Genomic DNA, 22,892 nt, shown 5'->3' with positions numbered 1-22,892 from the left:
TTAATTAATTTAAACACCACACAGGTGTTACTGTTGGTTGAAAATGCTGCAATTGCTGGCTGTTATCTATGGAGAGCAATTATGTCTACAAATTATAGAAGTGAGACTCAAGTGAATTATTTAGGGAGCGATGCGATTTTACATCAACCTTTCGAGCAACAAGTCTTGAAGTCACCAGATGCAGTTGCTGTTATCTTTGAAGACCAACAACTTACGTATAAAGAGTTAGATAATCGAGCCAACCAATTAGCACATTATCTACAATCCTTAGGTGTGGGACCAGAAGTGCTGGTTGGAATGTTTATGGAGCGCTCTCCCAATTTAATCGTGAGCATTTTGGGGATATTAAAAGCTGGTGGAGTATGCGTGCCTATGGATACCAGCGATCCTAAAGAGCGATTGGATTTTATATTGGTTGATACTAAGGCATCTGTATTGCTGACCGAGGATTGTTTTTTGAGAGAATTGCCCAATGACAATAGACATACGATCTCCATGGATAAGATTTGGGTAAATTTGGCAAATGAAAGAGTAGAAGCACCGATTAGTGAAGTCACACCAGAAAATCTTGCCTTTGTCTTTTATGCTTCGGGTTCAACAGGTACTCCCAAAGGCGTGATGCTCTCTCACAAAGCTTGCAGTAATGGACATGTTTGGGTTCAAAAAACTCTCCTTTTGAGCATGGAAGACCGGATTCTATTCAAAGCCTCTGTTTTTGCTGGCTTAGTCAAAGAGTTTTTTTTGTTATTGGGAGTCGGAGGGGCACTCGTTGTAGCTCCCCCCAATTCCCAGAAAGACAGCTTCCACCTCATTGAGCTTATTGCTAAACATAATATTACAATCATTGCAATCACTCCCTCGCAGCTACAAGTACTTATCGAGGAGAATCTACTTCTCAAATGTAGCAACTTAAAGCATGTTATGTGTAGCGCTGAGCCCTTGCCTCTTAAGCTCCAAGAGCACTTCTTAGCATCTCAAACCGCAAATTTATACAACACATATGGAGTGACAGAAGTTGGACCACATACAACTTTCTGGCCTTGCAAGTGTACGCAAAACGTTGTGCCTATCGGTCGCCCCATTGACGATGTACAGATTTATATCCTTGATTCCAACCTTCAACGTGTACCCGTTGAAACTCCTGGCGAAATATATATCGGAGGTAAAGGATTAGCTCAAGGCTACCTCAACCAACCAAGATTGACTGACGAAAGATTTATTCCTAATCCCTTTAGCAACCAACCAGGAGAGCGCCTTTATAAAACTGGGGATTTAGGTCGTTATTTAAGTGACGGCAATATTGAACATTTAGGACGGGCTGACCGCCAAGTTAAGATTCGCGGCTTTCGCATAGAATTGGAAGAAGTTGAACTCGTATTGAGTCAACACCCTGCTATCGAGCAGGCTGTAGTCGTAATCAGAGAAGATATTTCAATCAACAATTACCTCGTCGCCTATATAGTTTTACACGAGAAGCAGAAGTGCAAGATCTCTGAATTGCGCCATTTTCTCAATCAAAAACTTCCTTCTTACATGGTACCTTCTGTATTTGTAATATTGAGTATCATGCCTCTGACTCCAAATGGTAAAATAGACTACCATGCTTTACCTATTCCTGACAGAACAGGAAAGAATTCGGAAGAATGTTTTGTGGCTTCTCGTGACGATATAGAACTTCAACTTGTCAAGCTTTGGGAAGAAATATTAAATGTCCACCCTATTAGTATCAGAGATGATTTTTTCCATTTAGGAGGAAATTCTTTATTAGCTGTACATTTGTTCACTCAGATAGAGAAAATTTTTGGTGAAACTCTACCTCTAATTACAATTTTTCAGGCAGCAACTGTGGAAAAAATAGCCAATATTATTCGTAAATAAACGTTTACAGTAGTGTTGCAAAAACCTTAGTTAAGAAAGCAGCGATCGCTGGAAACAGAGGCTAAAAAAATGCAATCTTGTAGAATCTTTAATTTACTGACAATTGAAAACTACCAAATTTATTTTTTTCTGGATGACTTAAAACGCAAGGCTTTCTGTTACTCGTAAGCGAAGGTTTTGCAGCGATAAATTAAGAAAAATCTTAATTTAGTAGACATTTAATAGAGTATAATGGTGATTGATATGTATGAAGAAGAAGTTATTGCTAAGGCTGTAAAAGTAATTGAAAATCAGGGGGTAGTGATTTTACCTGCTGACACAGTCTATGGAATTTTTGGAGGACTATTTTTCCCTGATGTTGTTGAGAAAGTTTATAAGATTAAGGGAAGAAAAAGACAAAAACCATTTGGTATATACTGTACAAAGCATCCTCTAGGGCTGCCACTATAACAGACCTAGCTTTAGAAAACAACTGAGTGCGTTGTGAATCGGGCACATGACCTAAAAATTCTACATTGCCTAATGCTTTAGATTCTAGTCTTTCTCTTTCTGGACCATCTCCCGATATCAGTAATCGCCACCCCAGCCAGTTAAAAGCTTCAACTATTATATCAAGACGCTTATAGCTAATCATTCGAGCAGAGGCAAGGTAGAAATCTTCTTTTGTATCTGAAAACACAAACCTCTCAGTGTCGATTGGATAGTTAATCACAATCGCTTTCTTGCCGTAGGTGCTTTTAATGCGACGCGCCACAACGCTGGAGTTGGCAATGTAAAGGTCTGGCTCTTGTGCGTAGGTTAAGTCTACCTTTCTCATCACGTCAAAAACTTGTTCGATGAGAGGAGCAAAATACCGATAGTCTCCGTACTCACGTAAGTAAGTTTCTGTATCCCATAAAAAACGGGTTACATTGTGACAGAAGCATATGTGACGTGCCGATGGTTTCTTCCGAACGGCTTTTGCAAAACTGGTACTACTACTGATAATCAGGTCATAGTCGTGTAAGTCTAAGGCACGGAATGCTGGAAAGTATAGGGGAGCCATGAGTCTAAAATACTTTGCGGCACCTGGAATACTTTGCAAGAAAGTCGTGTTCACAGGACGTTCTCCCAAATCTATTGTTCTTTGGGGATCGTACAAAGAAGTATAAACATCTGCTTCAGGGTAGCGCTTGCACAGCAATTCAAAAACGCGCTCCGCCCCTCCTTTCTGGGTTAAGTAATCATGAACTAGGGCAATTTTCATACTATACCTGGTAGATTTACTTTATACAAATCTCTATAAACCATAAACTTCTGCTTTGAATGCTGCACCCTCGTTTTAACAGCTAGCAGGCTATTTGGCAATCTACTTTCACAGTTTCCACGAACTAGTTCTCAGCGCTCGGGTTTTGGTTACCGATCGCCGGTCACTGTTCACTGGTCCCTGCTCGCATCTCCCATTGGTTTTCAAGATACTAAAAATTTATTTTTATGTTGTTAACTTTTAATAAATATTTCATAAGGATAAAAGAAAGAAATCAACAAGCCCTTCGGTAAATTCGGAAGTTGAGATTTGGAGATCCCCATAGCTTGCTTTTTCTACTCGTAAACAAAACTGATACTTGGTCGGCAACCATTGCCTACTGAGTTGAAACATCTTCTAAAAAGTAATATTTTCTACTAATATCCTCAAAAAGAGCATTATAAAGAAGTTCTAAATTGAACAATCGTACTCCGAATTAATTCGCATACTGCTTCCCTCACCTCATGCCCATATTTATGATAAGCTGTTAACAACATTGGCTTTTCGTTCAACTATTTCAAATGGCATAGTTATCCTAAAATAACTGATTGGTAGAGAATACACCGATGAGTATTATGAGCGTAAACTTTCATATTACCATCATATTTGATAAACTAGGGAATCTCATATTTTTTGCGTAAAGTTGGGTGTTTTTTATTCTTTAACACTCAACCTATGTTGTGTTTGTGACAAAAGTCAACAGGCAAAGTCGGTCGGTATAAAAAACGTAACTAGAGAATGTCGTCTCTAGTCATTTGTTAAGCAAGGACTAATGAAGGTGGGCAGCGCCCACCTCTTTACTACTCATGCACTCAATTGCAGCGATCGCGACGCGATCTTAAACTGTTGCTAAGGTTTTGTAGAAATAAGCATTTTGTTCAGCACGCAGTTTATCGCAAAGTCTACCTTCCGGGAGTTCTACATCGTCATAAGTCAGAACTTGGTCTTTAGCAATATCTCGCTTGAGGCGGCATCCTTCAGCTAAACCCATTGGCAAGAGGTTTTGCTGTTGAACAATACTGGATTTTTCGCATTGACCGTAGGTCATGTAATATCCGATACCATCCAACGTTTCTCCAGCTTTCAGGTCAATTTTGGCAGTGGCGACAACATCTACCAGTGGACCCGCTAGAGGACTCAAGACGTAATCTTGGAAAAGAACAACACGAGCAACAGATAACGGAACTTCAAAGTGACAGAGGTGATATGGGGTATAGAAGCTGTAAAGCGGACCTTCACCTAACTTGTACAGGTTCAGGTAGTGACGTTGCTTCGGGTCGTCATGAGTTCCGAAGACAAAGACCCCAGGTCCTGGTTGTGCTCCAACAACATAATCTACAATGCCGCCCAGTTCTTTCAGTTGTTCGACATCATACATTCCAGTCATTTGATCGACATGACCTTTAAAGTCATATCCCAGCATTCCTCTCTTGGCGACTGTCATTCCTGTAGCGTTAGCAACAATCGCTTGTTCAAATGAGATTTTTGTCCCATCTGCAAAGCTTGTTACCATGTGAGGTTTTTGCCCCCAGCGTTTGGCAAATGCTTCCTGTGTGGTGGGATTGCGGTAGGGGTCTTGTAAGCCTTTGATATTACCACATAATAACGGAGTTAAACCAATACTTTTTACAAAGCGATAAAGGTTCATTTGTACCCCTGGTTGGTCACCATCACAAGCAGTGAGGATGACGCCCGCTTTATCTGCATGCACTTTCAGAATAGAACCAATAGTGCCATCCAATTCGGCGTTCATCATGATGACGTGCTTGTGATAGGCAATTGCCTCCATGACAATATGAGCGCCAAATTCCACTGCCCCTGTCACCTCGATCAACGCGTCGATGCCCTCGGCACGACACAGTAACATCGCATCATCCGTCACTGCGTACTCACTGCGGGCGATCGCGTCTTCTAATTCGCCAACGTTAGAAACAACTTTATAGTCTTCAATACCTGCTTCTAAATATGCACGCTTGGCAGCATCCACATTACGGTTGGCGATCGCCACCAACTCCATTCCCGGTACTGAATTTATAATTTGATTGGCAATTCCCCGACCCATGAAACCAGCACCAATCATTCCCACTTTGATAGGGTTGTGAGCTTCTGCACGGGCTTGTAAGGCGCGATCCACAATAATCATTGATGAAAACTCCTCGTTATTAGTTAGTTAATAGTAGTGAGTTGACAGTAGTTAGGAGTTAGTAGTTAGTGGTAAAACAAGTAACTACTAACTCTTAACCACTACACAGTGCCTCCAACAGGCATCATTGTCATCAAAGGCCAATTTTTATCCTTCTCAGAAATTTCAGTCACTTCTATAGGCCACTGAATGTTGAAAAATGGGTCATCATGACGCAGACCTCGCTCATATCCGGGTGTATAAAACTCGCCTACTTGATACACGACTTCAGCCCCATCTGTCAGTGCTTGATAACCGTGAGCGAACATTTCTGGAACATATAAAGCACGTCGATTTTCTGCGCTGAGTTCCACACCTATATGTTGCAGGAATGTAGGAGACTCAGGACGCATATCAATAATTACGTCATAGATAGCACCACTTATGCAGCGAATTAATTTTGTTTCCGCTGCTGGAGGAAGTTGATAGTGCATTCCCCGCAGCGTTCCTTTTTTATAGTTAAAGGATAGGTTACATTGGGCAACTGTTGGCTTTAAACCGTGTGCTTCAAATTCTTGAGCACAGAAAGTCCGAGCAAAAAAACCCCGATGGTCGTGCTTCTGGTCTAAATCAATAATATATGCACCTTTGAGTTCTGTTTCCGTGAAAATCATGAGCAACCTCACTTTGTACTATAACTACACAAGCAAACTAGTCAATTTCCGAAGCCAAGCCCGAACGTAAAAACTTTTACTGTAGAATTTTGGGTTATACCGTTTCCATATGAAGATGCATAGAAAGAACCCCACCGCCTAGGACATCTCCCCAAGATATCGGCGGGGTTGTCTGGGGTAAAAATAACGTGCAGCTTCATAGAAAATTGGTATTGCACTGAGCGGCAATTTCGTATGTTCGGGATAATGCCCACCCTGAAGCTATTTTGAGGAGTCGATGTTAGTTCGTAGATGCGCTAACTCGATAATCTCTATTTTCCTACGTAGTGTCCACCTTAATGACAAGCAGGTTACTTCAAACATCCTTTGAAATTGTAGAGAGCGATTTGGATGAATATCTTGTAGACAAGTAGACATAGCTCATGTAACGAGCCACTGCTTGACTGGCTACAGTAGGCCATCTTCTCAAAGCGCCTAAAAGGACTCTCCAGTTAAACTTTGCAAAGCAAGTGAAAAGCATTTTCCGACTAAAACTATTGGAATATCCTATTTCCCTAAGCTTAAGCATGACTTCAGGGATATCTGCATATTCCAACGTGACTAAAAGCTTGGGCCTTTGCATAAAATAATGAGTGCCAGCAACACATTCGAGGTAGTTATCTCTAGTGACTAGGGCACCACCATTAGAGGCACAAAAAGCAGTCCAATATATTTGAACAGCCAAGTTACTTAAACCAGAAACCCAACTTTCTATAGCAGATTTTGCCAAATCTGTTCTGTACACTAAAGCCGTAGTCAGCCCTACACCACCAGTACTCTGTTCCAAACAACGTTCAAACACAACTTTGCCGTTTGAATTCACTATGTCCTTCTCAACATCAAAGCAGCGTTGTTCAAAAACTTGACCTGTTTTTGCATCACTCTTAGAAAAGTTTAAGATGATTAATCCCAAATCAGGATGTTCGGACAAAGCGCTTACTATATAAGGTATGGCATTACTGAATATTTTATCATCATCGCTGATTGTCCAAACATATTTACCTTTTGCAGACGTGATACAAGAAGCAATGTTTCTAACTGCGCCAATATTTTCGCTATTTCTCTTATACTCAAATGAAATTGGTTGAAAAGCGGATTGCCATTTTTCTACAATCTTTGGTGTATCATCGTTTGAACAATTGTCAGAGATTAAAATTTCGCAAACTGATTCAAAGCCTTTGATAGCCTGAGCCAACCAAGCCAGTTGTTTATCAAGTAAATTTGCACGATTATAAGTAGGAATAGCGATAGTGAGCAGTTTGGTCATATGCATCCATCAAACTCCTTTTACAGAATTTGTAAACAAATACCTATTGATTTACAAATTGAGTGTGAAGTTAATATGATAACAAGGCTACTTAAATTTTGGTAAAGTCAAGTAAACTTTTTTAAAAGACTAAATTCCAAATTAACAAACAATTTGTGCAATAGTAGCTCGTTAAAATGGAAAAATCTGAATTTCTTACGGAGAAAAAATTTTTTAGATAAAAGAAGTCCAAACCAAATATATTGATTTGGAACTTTGGCTGGACTTCTTCGATCCCAACCAAACAATCTAGCTACTTTTTCATCCAGAAGAAATCTCGATCGATTTGCTGAGTACGAATGAGATACTCGAGCTGCTTTAAGCGGGTAAATCCTCTATGTAAGAAAATTTCTTCAGTCATATCAATTTGAGAGAACACATCATACAACTGTTGTGCTCCACGCTTGGCATCCCAATCACATTTAAAGCCTGGTAATACTGTGTTAATCTTCTCAAAAGAAACTCGATAGCTGCGATTGTCTGCACTTTGACTGCCAAAACTTAATTGACATCCAGGAAAAATTTCAGCAACAATTTCTGCAATTTCTTTGACACGATAGTTGTTTGCTGTATCTCCCACGTTAAAAATTTGGTTGTGTACGATATCACGGGGAGCTTCAAGAGCGCAAACAATTGCCTTACAAATATCTAGAGCATGAACAAGTGGACGCCAAGGTGTACCATCACTGATCATCTTGATTTCTTTTGTAGTCCATGCCAAACCAGCTAGGTTGTTGAGAACAATATCAAAGCGCATTCTGGGAGACGCACCAAAAGCAGTGGCATTCCGCATAAAGGTGGGGGAGAAATCATCATCAGCCAATGGCTGGACATCTCGCTCTACCAAAGTTTTGCATTCTGCATAGGCAGTCTGAGGATTAACAGGAGATTCTTCTGTAACATCACCCTCGGTGGCTACACCATAGACACTACAAGAGGACATATAAACGAAGCGACGTACTCCCGCTTCTTTTGCCAATGTGGCAAGACGAACGGAACCTTTATGGTTAATCTCATAGGTAATGTGGGGTGCTAGCTGCCCGGTGGGGTCATTGGAAAGTTCCGCCATGTGAACGATCGCATCGACACCTTGTAAATCCTCAATAGAGATATCGCGAATATCTTTGTTAAGGGTTTTGGCGGTTACTTGAGTACCGTTGTACAACCAACCCGCTTTGTAAAAGCCAGTGTCAACTCCAATAATTTCATGTCCCCGTTCAAAAAGTAGGGGGGGTAACAAGCAACCAAGGTAACCTTCAGTACCAGTAACTAAAATTTTCATTGCTTTGAATTCCTATGATGTTTATGAGTTCAACGTTGTCCAAAAATGACCTATGTAGGGTTAGGAAATGTTAGTTGGTGTAAAGCCTTTTGAGGAGGTCTAATTCTGATGTATTGACTACTGCGTTGATTGTTCACTATATGTACGAACAGTAACATACTATTTTTAAAGTTTTGCAGTAGTCAGTGATGTTGCTTTCATAAAATTTTTTCAGACCTGCTTCTACATAAATCCCGAGCGCTCAACCCAAAAGATTGCCCGTGCTTGCTCAAATGAAACATATCCGGAAAAGCACAGGCAAATTCAACTAATTGACTGAACTAACTACCGATTTCAAATGAGATTGTTCGGGAATTTGATTGACAATAGCCTTGCCAATTTCAATAGAAGATGTTGCCGCAGGAGATGGAGCATTGCAAACATGGACAGAGTTTTGACCTTGAACAATCAAAAAGTCGTCTACAAGCTTACCATCATTCATAAGTGCTTGAGCGCGGACTCCTGCATGGGTGGGGACTAAATCTTCAGATTTGACTTCAGGAATAAGTTGTTGCAAACTTTTGGTGAAAACTGCTTTGCTAAAGGAACGAATGATTTCCTGAATTCCTTCATCCGCATACTTAGCTGCAAGTTTCCAAAAGCCAGGGTAAGTCATGACTTCTGCAAAATCACGCAAGTCAAAGTCTGTTTTGTGATAGCCTTCGCGTTTGAGGCTGAGTACTGCATTTGGACCAGCATGCACAGTACGATCGATCATGCGGGTAAAATGCACCCCTAAGAAAGGAAAATCTGGATTGGGAACTGGGTAGATTAAACCTTTCACCAAATAGCGTTTTTCTGGCGTGAGTTCGTAATACTCTCCCCGGAAAGGTACAATTTTTGCTTGTGGGTCTACTTTGCCCATTTTGGCAACGCGATCGCTGTGCAACCCAGCACAATTAATAATAAAGCGAGTTGCAAAGCTGCCTTTGTTAGTTTCCAATACCTGATGGTTACCACTCTTAGCTATTCTTTCAACTTTGGTATTTAGACGCAGGTCTCCTCCTTGCTGAGTAATAATTTCAGCGTATTTTAGGCAAACCTGCTTGTAGTTTACAATCCCAGTTGAAGAAACAAATATTCCCCCTACACTGCTGACATGGGGTTCATACTCTTTCACTTCCTCAGCAGTAATTCTTCTAACACCTATGCCGTTTTCTAAACCTCTTTCGTAGAGATTTTCCAGTCGAGGCAATTCTTCTTCTTTAGTCGCTACAATTACCTTACCGCAAACCTCATGCTCTATCCCGTGCTCTTGACAGAATTCCACCATTGAGCGGCAACCATCACGACAAAACTTAGCTTTAAAGCTGCCCGGTTTATAATAGATACCAGAGTGGATTACACCGCTATTATTGCCTGTTTGGTGAAATGCCCATTCACTTTCTTTCTCTAAAATGAGAATACGTGCGCTGGGGTAGCGTTTTCCCAAAGCCATGCCGGTGGAAAGACCAACAATTCCTCCACCTATAATTGCAAAATCATACATACGCAACTGTCACAGGAAAATAACAAGATAACTCTGAATTCTTCAATTATGAATTATGGAATTTCTTATCATTCATAATTCATTATTTTCTTACCAAACCTTCCAAGGAGCTTTATTTTTCTGCCACAAGTCCTCAAGATAATTTTTATCTCTTAAGGTATCCATTGGTTGCCAAAAACCATGATGCTTGTAAGCAGAAAGCTGTTCCATCTCTGCTAGTTTTTCCAATGGTGTTTGTTCCCAAACAGTAGAATCATCATCAATTAAATTAATGACTTCTGGCTCAAGCACAAAGAAACCACCGTTTATCCAAGCTCCATCTCCTTCTGGTTTTTCCCGGAAGCTGGTAATTTTTGTTTGTTCTTGTCCTAAGACAATAGCACCAAAACGTCCTGGTGGTTGGACTGCTGTCATGGTTGCTAATGTCTTTTGGTCTTTATGGAATTTAATAGCTTCTGTAATGTTGACATTACTTACACCATCACCGTAGGTGAAGCAAAAAGTGTCATTGCCAATGTGTTCTCTCACCCGTTTTAAGCGTCCACCTGTCATAGTGTTGTCACCCGTGTCTACGAGCGTGACTCGCCAAGGTTCTGCATTCCCGGCGTGGACATTCATCTGGTTAAACCGCATATCAAAGGTGACATCTGACATATGTAAGAAGTAGTTGGCAAAATACTCCTTGATGACGTAACCTTTGTAGCCACAGCAAATGATAAAATCGTTGATACCGTGGGCAGAGTAAGTTTTCATGATGTGCCACAAAATTGGCTTACCACCAATCTCTACCATTGGCTTTGGTCTAACGCTCGTTTCTTCACTCAGCCGTGTACCAAGCCCTCCAGCCAAAATCACTGCTTTCATGGAGTTATCTCTTAAATTTGAGGTAGATGATTTTTTAGTTGATTAAACAGAACAGAGAAAAAGCTCTTTTTCGATTTCTCAGTATATAATCTAACTGTAATTTCACTCTTATGTGTGAAGACAAGATAAATATCGCTGTCTTAAGTATGAAAAAACCGACAAGCTTTTTCACCACCTGAAAGATGGCGCGAATAAAGTACTTTACCAGTGCTTTAATAAAGAATATCGCTCAAAATAAAATAACTAGCAATTGTTCTTTTTTTTATAAGAAACAATTTGCTAGTTCATTGAAAATTTAACAATAACCAATTAAAGACGCTCGCGGGCATACTAGTTGTTGCCTGTCTGCTCAGTACCTGAAAATCCATCATTGTTGACAGAAGATTCTAACTTTTACTTAGCAGTTGTTGCTTCCGACAGATTTGTTGTCTGCAAGAACGTGTCACATTTATTTTCGACAACAACACAAATGCTGCTTAATGCTTGTTGATAGTTATCCATATCTTCCTGTTCTAAAGCAATTTTGGCAGCTGTTTGCAAATCGTCAACTGCTTGTTTGTGATATTGGCGGGATGTCCCACCATATTGTGCTAGTTCATAGCGAACAATACCCCGCTTTAAATAAACTTTTGATAGCTTGGGATTGATACGCAATGCCTGGTTAAAATCCTCGATCGCTTGTTTGTACTCTCGCTCAAAATCACTGCTGTATTGAGCGATTTGATAGCGAACCATACCCCGTTGGAAAAGAGCTTCCGACCTATCTGAACTCAACGTCAGTGCTTTATTAAAGTCCGCAATTGCTTTTTTGTAATCTTGTTGAGAATCGCCGCTATATTTGGCAATTTGAGCGCGGACAATACCCCTTCTTATGTACGCTTCTACCTCATTGGGATTCTGGCGCAATGCGGCATTATAGTCGGCAATTGCCAGGTTGTACTCTCGATCTGGGTCACTGCTATACTCAGCGAGCATAAAGCGTGCATTGCCCCGATTGACATAAGCCTTCACTTCATTAGGATTGATGCTTAGGGCTCGGTTGTAGTCTGACAGTGCCGCTTCATACTCTTTCATATTGTAGTGAGAGTTCCCACGGTTTACATATGCTCTGGGTTGTTTTGGATCTTTCTCAATTGCTTGAGAAAACTTTGCGATCGCTTGTTCGTAGTCTTTGACTTTATAAGAAGCATGGCCCTGTTTGTAGAATTCTGCAAAATTCTGCTTGCTGTTGTTTTTTTTCTGAGTGGTAGAAATCAAATTTTGCTGAGTGTATGAATTTTGGGCAATAAAGGGGCGATTTGTAAACTTAATAACTAAATCTAAATACCCCAATAAGCCAAAACCAAGCATACAGAAAATAACAGGGTATAATCTTCGATTTTTAGGAGGTCTATAGTAAGGTAAATTCTGACCGACCACTGGTATGGCACTGCGAGGACTGCGATTAAATGGAACCGCATGTTGTGGTGCGCGGGGTGTTTGAGTTGGTCGTTTCCTTGGTTTTACTTGCTTTAAATGTTCTTTATTTGCTATTGCTTTATGAGATGGGAAGGGGTCGCGTCCTCCCAAACGCAAAGTCCGTTCACACCAAGGACATTTCTCTAAATGGTTGCTGTAGCGGTGTTGGGGGTTTACAGTACAGGTCAAGAGGGCATTTTCCGCTTCCGCAAGTGCTAGCAGCCAAGTTTGGGCACTGGGGCGAAGAAGTGGGTTGTAATGTCCTTCCTCAAAACAACGTAAAAATAATTCTTGCAAGCTGGGATTGAGAATTTCCCAAGGTGGTGCAATCGGAGTGGGAACGTAGGGTACGCGTTTCTTTTGACTGTAGGTGAAATGCCCTGCGGCTATGCGTGCTTCATAAGGTGGTGGTTCACCTACACCTTGAAAAATGCCAGAAAATGGATGAGCTCCTTCCATTAACAGTTGGAATATGAGCACCGACAACCCGAACAAGTCGTGGGCAAAAGTGCGATCGCAATCAGCAAAAGTTTTGTTTTGGAGTTCTGGTGGTGTAAATTCCGGTTTACCTACAGGACAACGATAGACAATTCCATTTTGGACATCCCGTACCTGGAACGAATCGGTATCTACTATCGTCACTAATGCTGTGTCACTGACCAGGATATTGGATTCGTTGACATCACCGACGCAGTAACCAGATGCGTGTAAAGACGCAAAAGCCGCAGCTAGGTTGCGAGCAGTACGGATGAGGTACTGGTAATTAAACAAAGGGCAATGCTGACGGCGAGTTCTGGGGTTGTAGAAATCAATGATTGGACGCATTCCCCGAATGCGGGGCATGAGAAACCCGATAATATTACGACTTCCGTCGGGCGAGCGCAACAACTCCACGGGCCAAGCAATAGAGATGTGCCCCAGACTGGCAGTTGGGTTTTCTGGCGGATTAGCAATCATTGCCTCCAGTTTGCGACCCTGGGCTGGATTTGGCTTGTGATATATTTTTGCTACCAACTCGGTATCTGTTGGTAACGTGTAAATACAAGCTTCACCGCCTCGCCCCAAACTGACACTGAGGTTGATATTGCTAATTTTTTGATTGGGAAGACAACGTAGTACCTGCATGATATATTTATTCTTATGCCTAATGTATACAATTTGTGAACGTCATAATAATTGCTTAATTAGTGGCTTAATGCGGCAATTACTAGCGTCAAGTCATCATCAGTACGTTGTGTAATCCTATCCGATCGCAAAAACCTCACAAGTTGCTCTTTTGCCACTGTTTTATCATCGGCATTTGCTGCAAATTCAAAAAGAGGGGAAAAAAACGGTTTATGAGGGGCACCCACTGCCATGTTCATGGCTAGCATTTGTAGTCCATCAGTAAGGACTCCCACATTGACTATTGCTTGACGCCATACTCTTAATTGTGCTGCTTCCAAAGCTCCAGGCGAGGTCAAAAAAACGGTTTCATTGATATACTCACCGCTATCGGGTAGGGTCAGAGCTATCAAGTTACCTTGTGTGTCCCTCGCGACAGCTACACCATCTCCTATCTGTGCCACTGCCACAATTTCTGGAGAAGCAACAGTAATAATTAAAGTACTTGCCAAATCAGATGACTGTTTCTCGCAAGCAATCGCTTCCTCTTCCACAGCCTTTCTCGCGGCTATGACAGCATCAAGTAGAATGGAGCGTACTGCTTCATCATCAGTCAGGGTTCGTCGGGTAACTTCTTTAAGAGATATGTTATCTATTGCTGTTTCTACAGCTATCATTGCCCCAACTTTTCCCATGCTTGCCGAGCCAGCACCATCTGCTACCGCTGTAAGTAGTACACTATCTGGTAAAATTTGCCAATGGTGAGCATCCTGACATAACTGCTTGGTTTTTAAGTGGCTGGTACCACACACGGATGCGGCTACTACCCGCCAGTGAGGTATCTGTTTCGAGGTGTTCATAGATTGTTGTCTACTATTGCCTTGAGTAAGCATGAAGCCGCTTTTCCATTAAACAGAACCCCAGCCTATTGGAGGTAGTGCCACCTGGTCATCTACTTTAGAATGAGATACCGCTGACATACTAGCTGACAGCCAAACAAACATCTCTACAAAATTTAGCCCTGCTAATTTCAGGGGAGTCCGTACAGCTAGTTGGCTTAAACGATTCATATTGGCGTTTTCTACACCGACACTAAAGAAGGCAACCCGCTTATTCGCTTCATCTGCCTGTAATCGGCGTGCCGCTTGGTCGATAACATCTTCAAATTCGCCTTGTGGTTCACCGTCTGTAATCATAAACACCCAAGGACGATAGTAAGCAATACCATTGGCGCGATATTGAGCTTTGCGGTCTTGAATCATGTCCAAAGCTTTATGAATTCCAGCGCCCATAGTCGTTAGCCCTTGTGCTGTTAGTATTGGTGGGTTAAACTGATCGGCGGTCACAAAGTCTTGTATCACGTTGATCTGACTGTCAAATGTAACTATTGCTACCTCTACCCTCCTAGCGGCTAAAGAATTTTTTATCAATTCCTCCTTGAAACTTTTCAAGCCTTCATTCAATGCCTCAATTGCACCGCCCTGCATTGAACCAGATGTGTCTAACAGCAGCACACAAGGACAACGTGGCTCTGGGTTCTCCGCGAACTCAACGACTTCATCGAGTTTTAATGTATCATGCATAACTTCTTGTGTTATGTTATAGTCCAAAGCTCAAATTTCCTTTTCCTCAAAGTATATAGTTTAAAGCGGCAAAAGTACTAGATGTATTGCGCTTGCTTATCTTGGACAGTCTACTATTTATTAAACTAATTTCTGCTGCCAAGTACCTTACAAAATTGTGAAATCCTTCCTGAGACATAGTGACATCAAAGTGAATGTATTGGTGATTGGTATCACTTGCTGTAGATTCTTTAGTACAATTTATACATAACACGTATAGAATACAATGAATCAGTACCTTTGCTGACAGCGAATTTTAAAGATTCAATGTAGAAAGGTCGGATTTTAGGTAAATATAATTTAAGTATTCATATAACTTGCCCTCTACCCACTCTGTCTGTTCAACGTAATTATCAAATAAACAAAACCCAAATTCATTTGAAAATCTTGTCCGTTAGTATTTGATTAAAAACGTAAAAAATAGATATAATGTAATTTTTACGTATCTTAATATACTTACGTACAATCAAAACGAAAAAGAACTACTTAAAAAGCCTTAAGTTTAATTAAACACCATATTCACTAATAAAATAACGCTACAAGCAAAAGAACGTATTTTCCGGAAAATCTCTAAGAAATGAATAATTTTGGCACTTTCACAAAACTGCGTCCTCTAAGTTTACTAAGGCACCTATCTAGTGCTTCTGAGAGTACGTGTTTACAAGTACACAGCAACTCAGTTTCTTGGTCAATTTACCTAGAGCAGGGAAGAATAACTTATGCCACACATTCTGTCGAACCCTTTGACCGACTCGAACGTCATTTGCGTCGCCTCAGCTCTCAAATCACCACAATCACTGCTGAAATTCGCGTTCAATTGCGTTTGATGTTTGAACCAGACTCGCAAAATCAGTCTGTGGAACCTCTTGAACGTGAGAAGCAATCAATGCCTGCCGTCTTGCCTCCTGAATATCAAGCTATATGCTGGTTAGTCAGCGAAAGATATTTACACTCTACACAAGCAGCAATACTCATCCAGGAATTAGTAAAAGAAGTTTTGGAAGCATATCTGTCAATTCAGCACGGAACTTATCAATTGACAGATCCACTTTGTCGAGTGCCGATTATTTGCAAGCTGGATGCAGAAAAAATAGTAGAACGCTGTCAGCAAAGATTGCAGATTTGGCAGTCATTTGTTCCCCACCTTTCCTCTCCTTATCAACGTCCATACTTACTTATAAAAACGAATAACCAGAAAACGACGGTACCAGGGTTAGACCCCAATTTAACAGACTGGATGAAGGGCTTTAGCTTGCGTCATCTTGCAGTTATTATGAATCAAGATGAATTAGTACTTGCTAGAAATTTATATCCTTATATTGCGAATGGAACAGTTCTATTACATCAACCAGATCCCCCCTTTGATAAATTACCAAAAATCTTGACTGAATTCTCAAAAACTCCTAGCTATATACCTGAAACTTATAACAAATCCTCGCATCCAGTCGTCACACCAAGCATTACTAGTACTCAAGAAAAATCAGAAATTTCAGCCAAGACAGAAAATGTAGCGTCTCATCAACAACAAATAACAACTGCTTATACAACCGAGCGATCGCCAGAATTAAAAACATCAGAGCGGGTAAACTCGGAGGCAGAAAAAGAAGCAACTACGACTACAAATTCTACAAATTTAAGAAAAATATATAAAGTGGTTTCTGTTGATGATAGCCCCACAATTCTGAAAGAAATTAGTCGTTTTTTAGAAGATGAAAGTTTTTCTGTTGTCACAATTAGTGACCCACTCAAAGCAGTCATGACAATCATTCGACACAAACCCGATTTGATTCTACTAGACTTGAATATGGACGGAATGGACGGTTACGAGCTCTGTCGGCTGGTTCGGAATAATTCCATGTTCAAAAAAACCCCAATCATTATGGTCACAGGTAGTAAAGGCATTGTCGATAAAGTCAGAGCAAGATTGGTGGGAGCTTCTGGGTATTTAACCAAACCTTTTACTCGTGCCGATTTGCTAAAAATGGTATTTATGCATTTAGCTTGACTTTGATTTTTTCAGCAAAAATATTACAAATTTTTAAATTTGTCTTTTGAATTTATTTATAACAACTGTGTCACGAAATAAAAAACCTAAAACATCGAAACCCAGTTTCTTTAAGAAACTGGGTTTCTAACATTAAGCGGAAGGGGGAATGGGAAACAAAGAGGGGCTTTTGTATAAAATCTGACAATCTTTCCTTCTACCCTTTGCCCTCTACCTTTCTTAGTTAGCGAGATCTTCAAACTTATAACCCACTCCAATCACAGTTTTGACAAAAGTTGGATTTGCTGGATCGGGTTCAATCTTCTTTCGCAAGCGTGCGATATGAGTATCAACCACCCGTTCATCACCATAAAAATCACTGCCCCAAAGTTTGTCAATCAGTTGCGCCCGATTCCAAACCCGACCTGGATGACTCATAAATGTTGCCAGCAATTCAAACTCCAAAGTCGTTAGATCCAAAGAAGCAGATTGATTGCTGCTTAGAATTCGGTTGGCTGAGCGTTGCTCAAGATTGATTATAAAATTTTGGGTACGATAAATTTGACTTTGCTTGCCATGACGCAATGTCCTGCGTAAGAGTGCTCGCACGCGGGCTACCAATTCCTTTGGGCTAAAAGGCTTGACCACATAGTCATCCGCCCCCGTAGATAAACCTATGATGCGATCGAGTTCCTCGCCCTTCGCCGTCAACATTAAGATATAAGGATCTTTAGAGCTTGGCTGCTGTCGAATGCGGGCACATACCTCTAGTCCATCCAAGCCAGGAATCATTAAATCTAAGATAATTAAGTCCGGCATTTGCTCTTGAAACACCTGAATTGCACTTAATCCATCTCGACAGTGGCGACAAGAGAACCCTTCTCTTTCCAAATACAGTTGAATCAATTGAGCAATCTCAGGTTCATCTTCAACAATTAAAATCTCCATGAGGTCGGTCAAGACTTTTTCTGCCCAGAATCAATTGTAAGTAAGACTTTACAGCGAACCCGCGATCGTCGTCCTTTGTCGTTAGTCTTTTGCTGAAGACAAATAACCAATGGCTAATGACGGTCAACATAGTTAGACTTAATTTTGCTTACCCACTTAAACCACTTTACCAGACCATATTAACAAAAGATGAAGTTTGAAACTAATACTCAAAACCTCAGTATCTTTTCCAGATCTGCGCTGTATAATTTACATATTCTTAACACAATTACCATCTACCAATAAATAAACTTCGTGAATATGTCATAACCTTGCCACATAATTTACACATCTCTGTTAGAAGAAAAGCCTAAATTTAAATATAGTCATAACCCTCTTAAGCACCTTTAGTATTATCTCCCAAAAAGTATTTTAATACAAATTAATAAAAATTATTATGTATGGATTATTAACTCATGTTAGTAGATGCACGGACTATTGCCTAGGTTGGCAGACCTACTGACCGAGAACAAAGGAGCGCTCTCAAGCTTTTAACGTTATTAGCCCCGACTTACTTAACAAAGATTTTCGTGTCCCATTGAATACAGCAGATTGCAACGCGGAGGAAGTCCAAATTATTGTACGGGCTTCTCGTCCGTATGCCTACCTTGCGTCGGCACGTTCCGCGTTGGCGCAGCCTGTCCTGCCGACATACGCTCCTACCGATGTACTTCATTTGCCTAAAAAATGCTGTATCAAGCTATCAAATTATTCAATAATAGGAAGCAATATGTTACAGAATGTAGCTTACCCTTTTTGCAAAGACTCACGGGTATTATTGTTATCGCTGCGTGATTTAAAATTTCATGTTTCCCGCTCTGGGGCATATGAATTTGAAGATATAATCTACCATTGTGACAACGTCGATTTGCTCGTACCAAATGTCAATTCAAATCTTTTTAAGGTCACTAATACCTTAGCTAACCATACAGCCAAGTTTCTAAAAAATGGAAAATTGGTAAAATCATTAGTTAATTATAATTTTGAAGTCGAAAAAAAATACGATTTATTTTTTAGCTTTTTCCAAAATATTAAAGATATTATAGCCTTGAATTCTATCAAAGGCTGGCGAGAAAAATGTAAATATGCTGTTTGTTGGCTGGATGAAATTTGGGTCAAAGATATTGATTCTTGGCAAGCTCAATTAAATCTTCTTAAAGACTTTGATTATATTTTTATGAACTTTAGTTCTAGTATAAATAAAGTTGCCAATATTATCCAACGTCCTTGTTACTCAATACCCTATGGGGTAGATGCTGTAAAATTTTGTCCTTATCCAGCTGACCTTTATCGCTGTATTGATGTTTTAAATATTGGACGGCGTTCAGCAGTTACCCATAATGCTTTAATAGAACTTGTAGAACAGAAAAAACTCTTCTATATCTACGACACCATCAAAGACTTGTATATGACGGATTACCGCTATCATCGGAGTCTTTATACAAATTTTGTTAAAAGAAGCCGTTACATGATAGTCAATAAAGCAAAATTCGATTTAACAGATCAAAGTAATGCTCAAGAAGAGATTGGTCCCCGCTTCTTTGAGGCAGCAGCAGGTGGAACAATCATGCTTGGTGTTTCTCCAAAATGTGAAGATTTTACTAAAAACCTTGGTTGGTCAAATCCGGTCATTGAAATTCCATTTGATTGCCCCAATATAGCTGATATAATATACGACTTAGATATGCAACCCGGTCTCCAAGAAAAAATACGGGTAGACAATATGATTAATTCCCTGCTAAGGCATGACTGGGTATACCGTTGGGAAAAAATTTTGGCAACAACTGGGCTTGAAAGCACTCCACAAATGAGAAACCGGAAAGCTCATCTCAAGAATTTAGCCGAGATCGTCAGTACACAACAATCTGAAAGCTCTATCGTAGAGCTTGTTACTTAAACGAGGAAATTGGTGGAATAGTTCTAGAATAGACTGTGCATTTATAAATCGATCGCACAACACGACACCTTCATGCGTATTTCACTTAAATGGTTACAAGAACTCGTCGAGCTGAAACTTAGCCCAGAAGAACTAGCAGAAACGCTGACATTAGCTGGTTTTGAGGTAGAAGATATTGAAGACCGCCGTACTTGGGCGAATGGCGTGGTTGTAGGGAGAGTGGTTGAACGCCAACCCCATCCTAATGCGGATAAATTGAGTGTTTGCCAAGTTGATATCGGCAAGGGTGAAAATTTAAATATCGTTTGTGGCGCACCTAATGTTTGTGCTGATATCTTTGTACCAGTCGCCACCGTAGGGACTTACCTGCCAAACATCGATTTAAAGATTAAGCCAGCGAAACTGCGAGGCGTCCCATCGGAGGGAATGATTTGTTCCCTGAAAGAACTGGGTTTACCCAATGATGTAGATGGAATTCACATTTTTACCCAAGACAGCCTACCACTTGGAACCGATGTGCGTCCGTTGTTAGGTCTGGACGATGTCATTTTAGATGTGACTGCTACAGCCAACCGTGCTGACGCCTTATGTATGGTAGGCATAGCCCGAGAAGTCGCTGCCCTCACAGGGGGAAAGCTATCCCTTACCGAACCAAGGGAAGTCCCCATTACTCGTGGTGAGTTTAATTTAGCTCTGAAAATAGGAGATACGCAAGCTTGCCCAGCATACGTTGGCACAACAATTGAACAGGTCAAAATAGCACCATCGCCTGATTGGGTGCAACAGCGCCTGCGTGCTGCTGGAGTGCGACCAATTAATAATGTTGTAGATATTACTAACTACGTAATGTTAGAGTGGGGACAGCCACTGCACGCCTTTGACCGCGATCGCCTTCTATCGGTTGCTAATGGAGAGGCACGTCCCGGTATATCTCTACAAATTGGTGTCCGTTTTGCCAATGCTGGGGAAACTCTCAAAACCCTAGATGGGCAAACTCGCACCCTATCAACTCAAAACCTGTTAATTACCGGTGGTGACAAACCTGTGGCGATTGCGGGAGTCATGGGTGGGGAAGAGACCGAAGTCCATGAAGGAACCCAAAGCTTGATATTGGAAGCTGCACTCTTTGATTCGGTGGCAATTCGCCGTTCTTCTCGAAGTGTAGGTCTAAGAAGCGAGTCTTCGAGCAGATACGAAAGGGGAGTTAACCACGCTGAGTTAGAAGTCGCCATACGTCGTGCTTTGTCACTCATACACGAAATTGCCCAAGGCGTTATCGTACATCAAGAAGTTGCTGACTTCCGTCCCGACCCTTCCACTTGGACACGTTCCATTGAACTGCGTTTGGATAGAGTCAATGAGGTTCTCGGATCTACCGATTTGGGAGAAGAAACAGGAGAACTCCAAGCAGCAGACGTTGAACGCATCCTCACGGCTTTGGGATGTGAATTAACGCCCATAGATGAGCGTAGATGGTTGGTTTCTGTGCCCCCCTATCGCTACCGCGACTTAGAACGGGAAATTGACTTAATTGAGGAAATTGCCCGTCTCTACGGTTACGATCGCTTTATTGACACTTTACCAGACAGAGCAGAAGCAGGTTACTTGCCTATAGAACAGGAGCTCACACGCAAATTGCGAGCATCCCTTCGGGCAGCTGGCTTGACAGAGTTAATGCACTACTCGTTGGTAAAACCAGGGGAAGACAGGCAGATTGTCCTCACAAATCCTTTGTTTGTAGAATATTCAGCATTGCGAACTGACCTGATCTCCGGGTTAATTGATGCGTTTCAGTACAACCTAGAGCAAGGAAACGGTTCGCTCAACGGTTTTGAAATTGGGCGAATCTTCTGGCAAGAAGAAGAAGGAATGCAAGAAGGTGATGCACTGGCTGGCATTCTCGGAGGAGATATTACTTCCAGTAAGTGGACAAGAAGTAGTCGCGAACAACCCATGACCTGGTATGAGGCCAAAGGTATTCTAGAAAGTGTCTTTCAGCAAATGGGGGTCAAAGTAGAATATCAACCCGATTGCAGAGATTCCCGGTTGCATCCAGGGCGTACTGCTTCTTTATGGATCGGGGGTAACAGATTGGGTATCTTCGGACAATTGCATCCCCAACTGCGGCGAGAAAAAGGTTTACCTGATTCAGTGTACGTATTCCAGTTGGATCTAGATGTCATTTTGGATTCTCTAACCCATGATGAAATCCTCGTACCGCAATTCAAACCCTATTCCACTTACCCCATTGCTGACCGAGATATTGCCTTTTTCGCACCTGTAAAAGTCACAGTTGCTGAAATCGAAAAAGCAATTACCAAAGCTGGCAAAGAATTGCTAGAGGGTGTGGAATTGTTTGATGAGTATCGTGGCGAACACGTACCCCAGGGACAACGGAGTTTGGCATTCCGCCTACTCTATAGGGCTAGCGATCGCACTCTTACCGATGCAGAAGTCGAATCTGTGCATAACAAAGTGCGAGAAGCCTTGGTAGAAAAATTTGGCGTTACCTTAAGAAGTTAATAGCTTCTGATTTTAGCTTAAAATTGCTCTTGGAATAGAATTCTGGGGCTACACAAACGAAGTTCTTGCCCTGCGGACTTCATCCAAGTAGGGTGGGCACTGCCCACCCATCGTCCAACGTATATATACTCATCCAACCTCAATCAATAGAAACATTGAACCATGCCAAAATACGTGATGTGGGGAACTTACTGCGAAGACGTTCTAGAAAAACGTGAACCTTACCGCCAAGCACATCTAGACGGACTGGCAAAACAAAAAGAATCTGGTGTGTTAGTTACTATCGGTCCCACCAAAGATGTCACTAAAGTTTTTGGCATTTACGAAGCCGAAGACGAA

Annotated in this window: 16 protein-coding genes and 1 pseudogene; 6 read left to right on the top strand and 11 right to left on the bottom strand. The window is 41.2% G+C overall.

Features of this window, described 5'->3' with window-relative positions; genetic code table 11:
- The first annotated feature begins 81 nt into the window (after positions 1 to 81).
- Both ACYRY3_RS29045 and ACYRY3_RS29040 read left to right on the top strand, forming a co-directional pair.
- On the top strand, positions 82 to 1,878 hold the full coding sequence (locus tag ACYRY3_RS29045; protein ID WP_460205148.1) for a non-ribosomal peptide synthetase: 1,797 nt from the start codon (positions 82 to 84) through the stop codon (positions 1,876 to 1,878).
- A gap of 231 nt (positions 1,879 to 2,109) precedes the next feature.
- Complete coding sequence (locus ACYRY3_RS29040; RefSeq protein ID WP_460205147.1) at positions 2,110 to 2,328, top strand: L-threonylcarbamoyladenylate synthase; 219 nt, start codon at positions 2,110 to 2,112, stop codon at positions 2,326 to 2,328.
- Here the strand turns inward: ACYRY3_RS29040 and ACYRY3_RS29035 are convergent.
- From ACYRY3_RS29035 to ACYRY3_RS28990, 10 genes and pseudogenes are all read right to left on the bottom strand, one after another.
- A pseudogene (locus tag ACYRY3_RS29035) lies at positions 2,306 to 3,124 on the bottom strand (glycosyltransferase); the annotation flags it as partial. The gene ACYRY3_RS29040 and the pseudogene ACYRY3_RS29035 overlap by 23 nt on opposite strands.
- Positions 3,125 to 4,001: 877 nt before the next feature.
- Positions 4,002 to 5,306, bottom strand: a complete 1,305-nt coding sequence (locus ACYRY3_RS29030; protein ID WP_460205146.1) for an NAD(P)H-dependent oxidoreductase — start codon at positions 5,304 to 5,306, stop codon at positions 4,002 to 4,004.
- 101 nt (positions 5,307 to 5,407) lie between these two features.
- Entirely contained in the window at positions 5,408 to 5,959 is a 552-nt protein-coding gene (gene rfbC, locus ACYRY3_RS29025; protein ID WP_460205145.1) for a dTDP-4-dehydrorhamnose 3,5-epimerase, read from the bottom strand.
- Between the two features lie 355 nt (positions 5,960 to 6,314).
- Positions 6,315 to 7,265: a glycosyltransferase family 2 protein gene (locus ACYRY3_RS29020; protein WP_460205144.1), complete on the bottom strand. Its 951-nt coding sequence runs from the start codon at positions 7,263 to 7,265 to the stop codon at positions 6,315 to 6,317.
- 292 nt (positions 7,266 to 7,557) lie between these two features.
- A complete protein-coding gene (locus ACYRY3_RS29015) occupies positions 7,558 to 8,586 on the bottom strand; it encodes an NAD-dependent epimerase/dehydratase family protein (RefSeq protein WP_460205143.1) in 1,029 nt (342 codons plus the stop codon).
- Between the two features lie 307 nt (positions 8,587 to 8,893).
- Complete coding sequence (lhgO, locus tag ACYRY3_RS29010; protein ID WP_460205142.1) at positions 8,894 to 10,114, bottom strand: L-2-hydroxyglutarate oxidase; 1,221 nt, start codon at positions 10,112 to 10,114, stop codon at positions 8,894 to 8,896.
- A gap of 90 nt (positions 10,115 to 10,204) precedes the next feature.
- A complete protein-coding gene (gene rfbF, locus ACYRY3_RS29005; RefSeq protein ID WP_460205141.1) occupies positions 10,205 to 10,978 on the bottom strand; it encodes a glucose-1-phosphate cytidylyltransferase in 774 nt (257 codons plus the stop codon).
- Between the two features lie 393 nt (positions 10,979 to 11,371).
- Positions 11,372 to 13,561, bottom strand: a complete 2,190-nt coding sequence (locus ACYRY3_RS29000) for a tetratricopeptide repeat protein (protein ID WP_460205140.1) — start codon at positions 13,559 to 13,561, stop codon at positions 11,372 to 11,374.
- Positions 13,562 to 13,620: 59 nt separating this feature from the next.
- On the bottom strand, positions 13,621 to 14,400 hold the full coding sequence (locus tag ACYRY3_RS28995; protein WP_460205139.1) for a PP2C family serine/threonine-protein phosphatase: 780 nt from the start codon (positions 14,398 to 14,400) through the stop codon (positions 13,621 to 13,623).
- Positions 14,401 to 14,448: 48 nt separating this feature from the next.
- Positions 14,449 to 15,123 (bottom strand): vWA domain-containing protein, encoded by a 675-nt coding sequence (locus ACYRY3_RS28990; protein WP_460205138.1) that lies wholly within the window; start codon positions 15,121 to 15,123, stop codon positions 14,449 to 14,451.
- A 616-nt stretch (positions 15,124 to 15,739) separates the two neighbouring features.
- On the opposite strand from ACYRY3_RS28990, the gene ACYRY3_RS28985 reads away from it, so the two are divergent.
- On the top strand, positions 15,740 to 17,167 hold the full coding sequence (locus tag ACYRY3_RS28985) for a response regulator (protein ID WP_460205137.1): 1,428 nt from the start codon (positions 15,740 to 15,742) through the stop codon (positions 17,165 to 17,167).
- 219 nt (positions 17,168 to 17,386) lie between these two features.
- On the opposite strand, the gene ACYRY3_RS28980 is transcribed toward ACYRY3_RS28985, so the two are convergent.
- Positions 17,387 to 18,094, bottom strand: a complete 708-nt coding sequence (locus ACYRY3_RS28980; RefSeq protein WP_460205273.1) for a response regulator — start codon at positions 18,092 to 18,094, stop codon at positions 17,387 to 17,389.
- Positions 18,095 to 18,671: 577 nt separating this feature from the next.
- On the opposite strand from ACYRY3_RS28980, the gene ACYRY3_RS28975 reads away from it, so the two are divergent.
- The 3 genes from ACYRY3_RS28975 to ACYRY3_RS28965 form a co-directional block, all read left to right on the top strand.
- Positions 18,672 to 20,030, top strand: a complete 1,359-nt coding sequence (locus ACYRY3_RS28975; protein WP_460205136.1) for a CgeB family protein — start codon at positions 18,672 to 18,674, stop codon at positions 20,028 to 20,030.
- A 72-nt stretch (positions 20,031 to 20,102) separates the two neighbouring features.
- Positions 20,103 to 22,553: a phenylalanine--tRNA ligase subunit beta gene (gene pheT / locus ACYRY3_RS28970; protein WP_460205135.1), complete on the top strand. Its 2,451-nt coding sequence runs from the start codon at positions 20,103 to 20,105 to the stop codon at positions 22,551 to 22,553.
- Between the two features lie 162 nt (positions 22,554 to 22,715).
- A partial coding sequence (locus ACYRY3_RS28965) for a YciI family protein (protein WP_460205272.1) occupies positions 22,716 to 22,892 on the top strand: 177 nt, incomplete at its 3' end.

The organism is Scytonema sp. NUACC21, from assembly GCF_054684315.1.
This window is presented reverse-complemented; position numbering and strand designations above follow the sequence as displayed.

Bases quoted from the DNA above. Each gene is read 5' to 3' on its own strand.
- ACYRY3_RS29045 (WP_460205148.1), top strand. From the start codon at position 82: ATGTCTACAAATTATAGAAGTGAGACTCAAGTGAATTATTTAGGGAGC.
- ACYRY3_RS29040 (WP_460205147.1), top strand. From the start codon at position 2,110: ATGGTGATTGATATGTATGAAGAAGAAGTTATTGCTAAGGCTGTAAAA.
- ACYRY3_RS29030 (WP_460205146.1), bottom strand. From the start codon at position 5,306: ATGATTATTGTGGATCGCGCCTTACAAGCCCGTGCAGAAGCTCACAAC.
- rfbC (WP_460205145.1), bottom strand. From the start codon at position 5,959: ATGATTTTCACGGAAACAGAACTCAAAGGTGCATATATTATTGATTTA.
- ACYRY3_RS29020 (WP_460205144.1), bottom strand. From the start codon at position 7,265: ATGACCAAACTGCTCACTATCGCTATTCCTACTTATAATCGTGCAAAT.
- ACYRY3_RS29015 (WP_460205143.1), bottom strand. From the start codon at position 8,586: ATGAAAATTTTAGTTACTGGTACTGAAGGTTACCTTGGTTGCTTGTTA.
- lhgO (WP_460205142.1), bottom strand. From the start codon at position 10,114: ATGTATGATTTTGCAATTATAGGTGGAGGAATTGTTGGTCTTTCCACC.
- rfbF (WP_460205141.1), bottom strand. From the start codon at position 10,978: ATGAAAGCAGTGATTTTGGCTGGAGGGCTTGGTACACGGCTGAGTGAA.
- ACYRY3_RS29000 (WP_460205140.1), bottom strand. From the start codon at position 13,561: ATGCAGGTACTACGTTGTCTTCCCAATCAAAAAATTAGCAATATCAAC.
- ACYRY3_RS28995 (WP_460205139.1), bottom strand. From the start codon at position 14,400: ATGAACACCTCGAAACAGATACCTCACTGGCGGGTAGTAGCCGCATCC.
- ACYRY3_RS28990 (WP_460205138.1), bottom strand. From the start codon at position 15,123: ATGCATGATACATTAAAACTCGATGAAGTCGTTGAGTTCGCGGAGAAC.
- ACYRY3_RS28985 (WP_460205137.1), top strand. From the start codon at position 15,740: ATGAATAATTTTGGCACTTTCACAAAACTGCGTCCTCTAAGTTTACTA.
- ACYRY3_RS28980 (WP_460205273.1), bottom strand. From the start codon at position 18,094: ATGGAGATTTTAATTGTTGAAGATGAACCTGAGATTGCTCAATTGATT.
- pheT (WP_460205135.1), top strand. From the start codon at position 20,103: ATGCGTATTTCACTTAAATGGTTACAAGAACTCGTCGAGCTGAAACTT.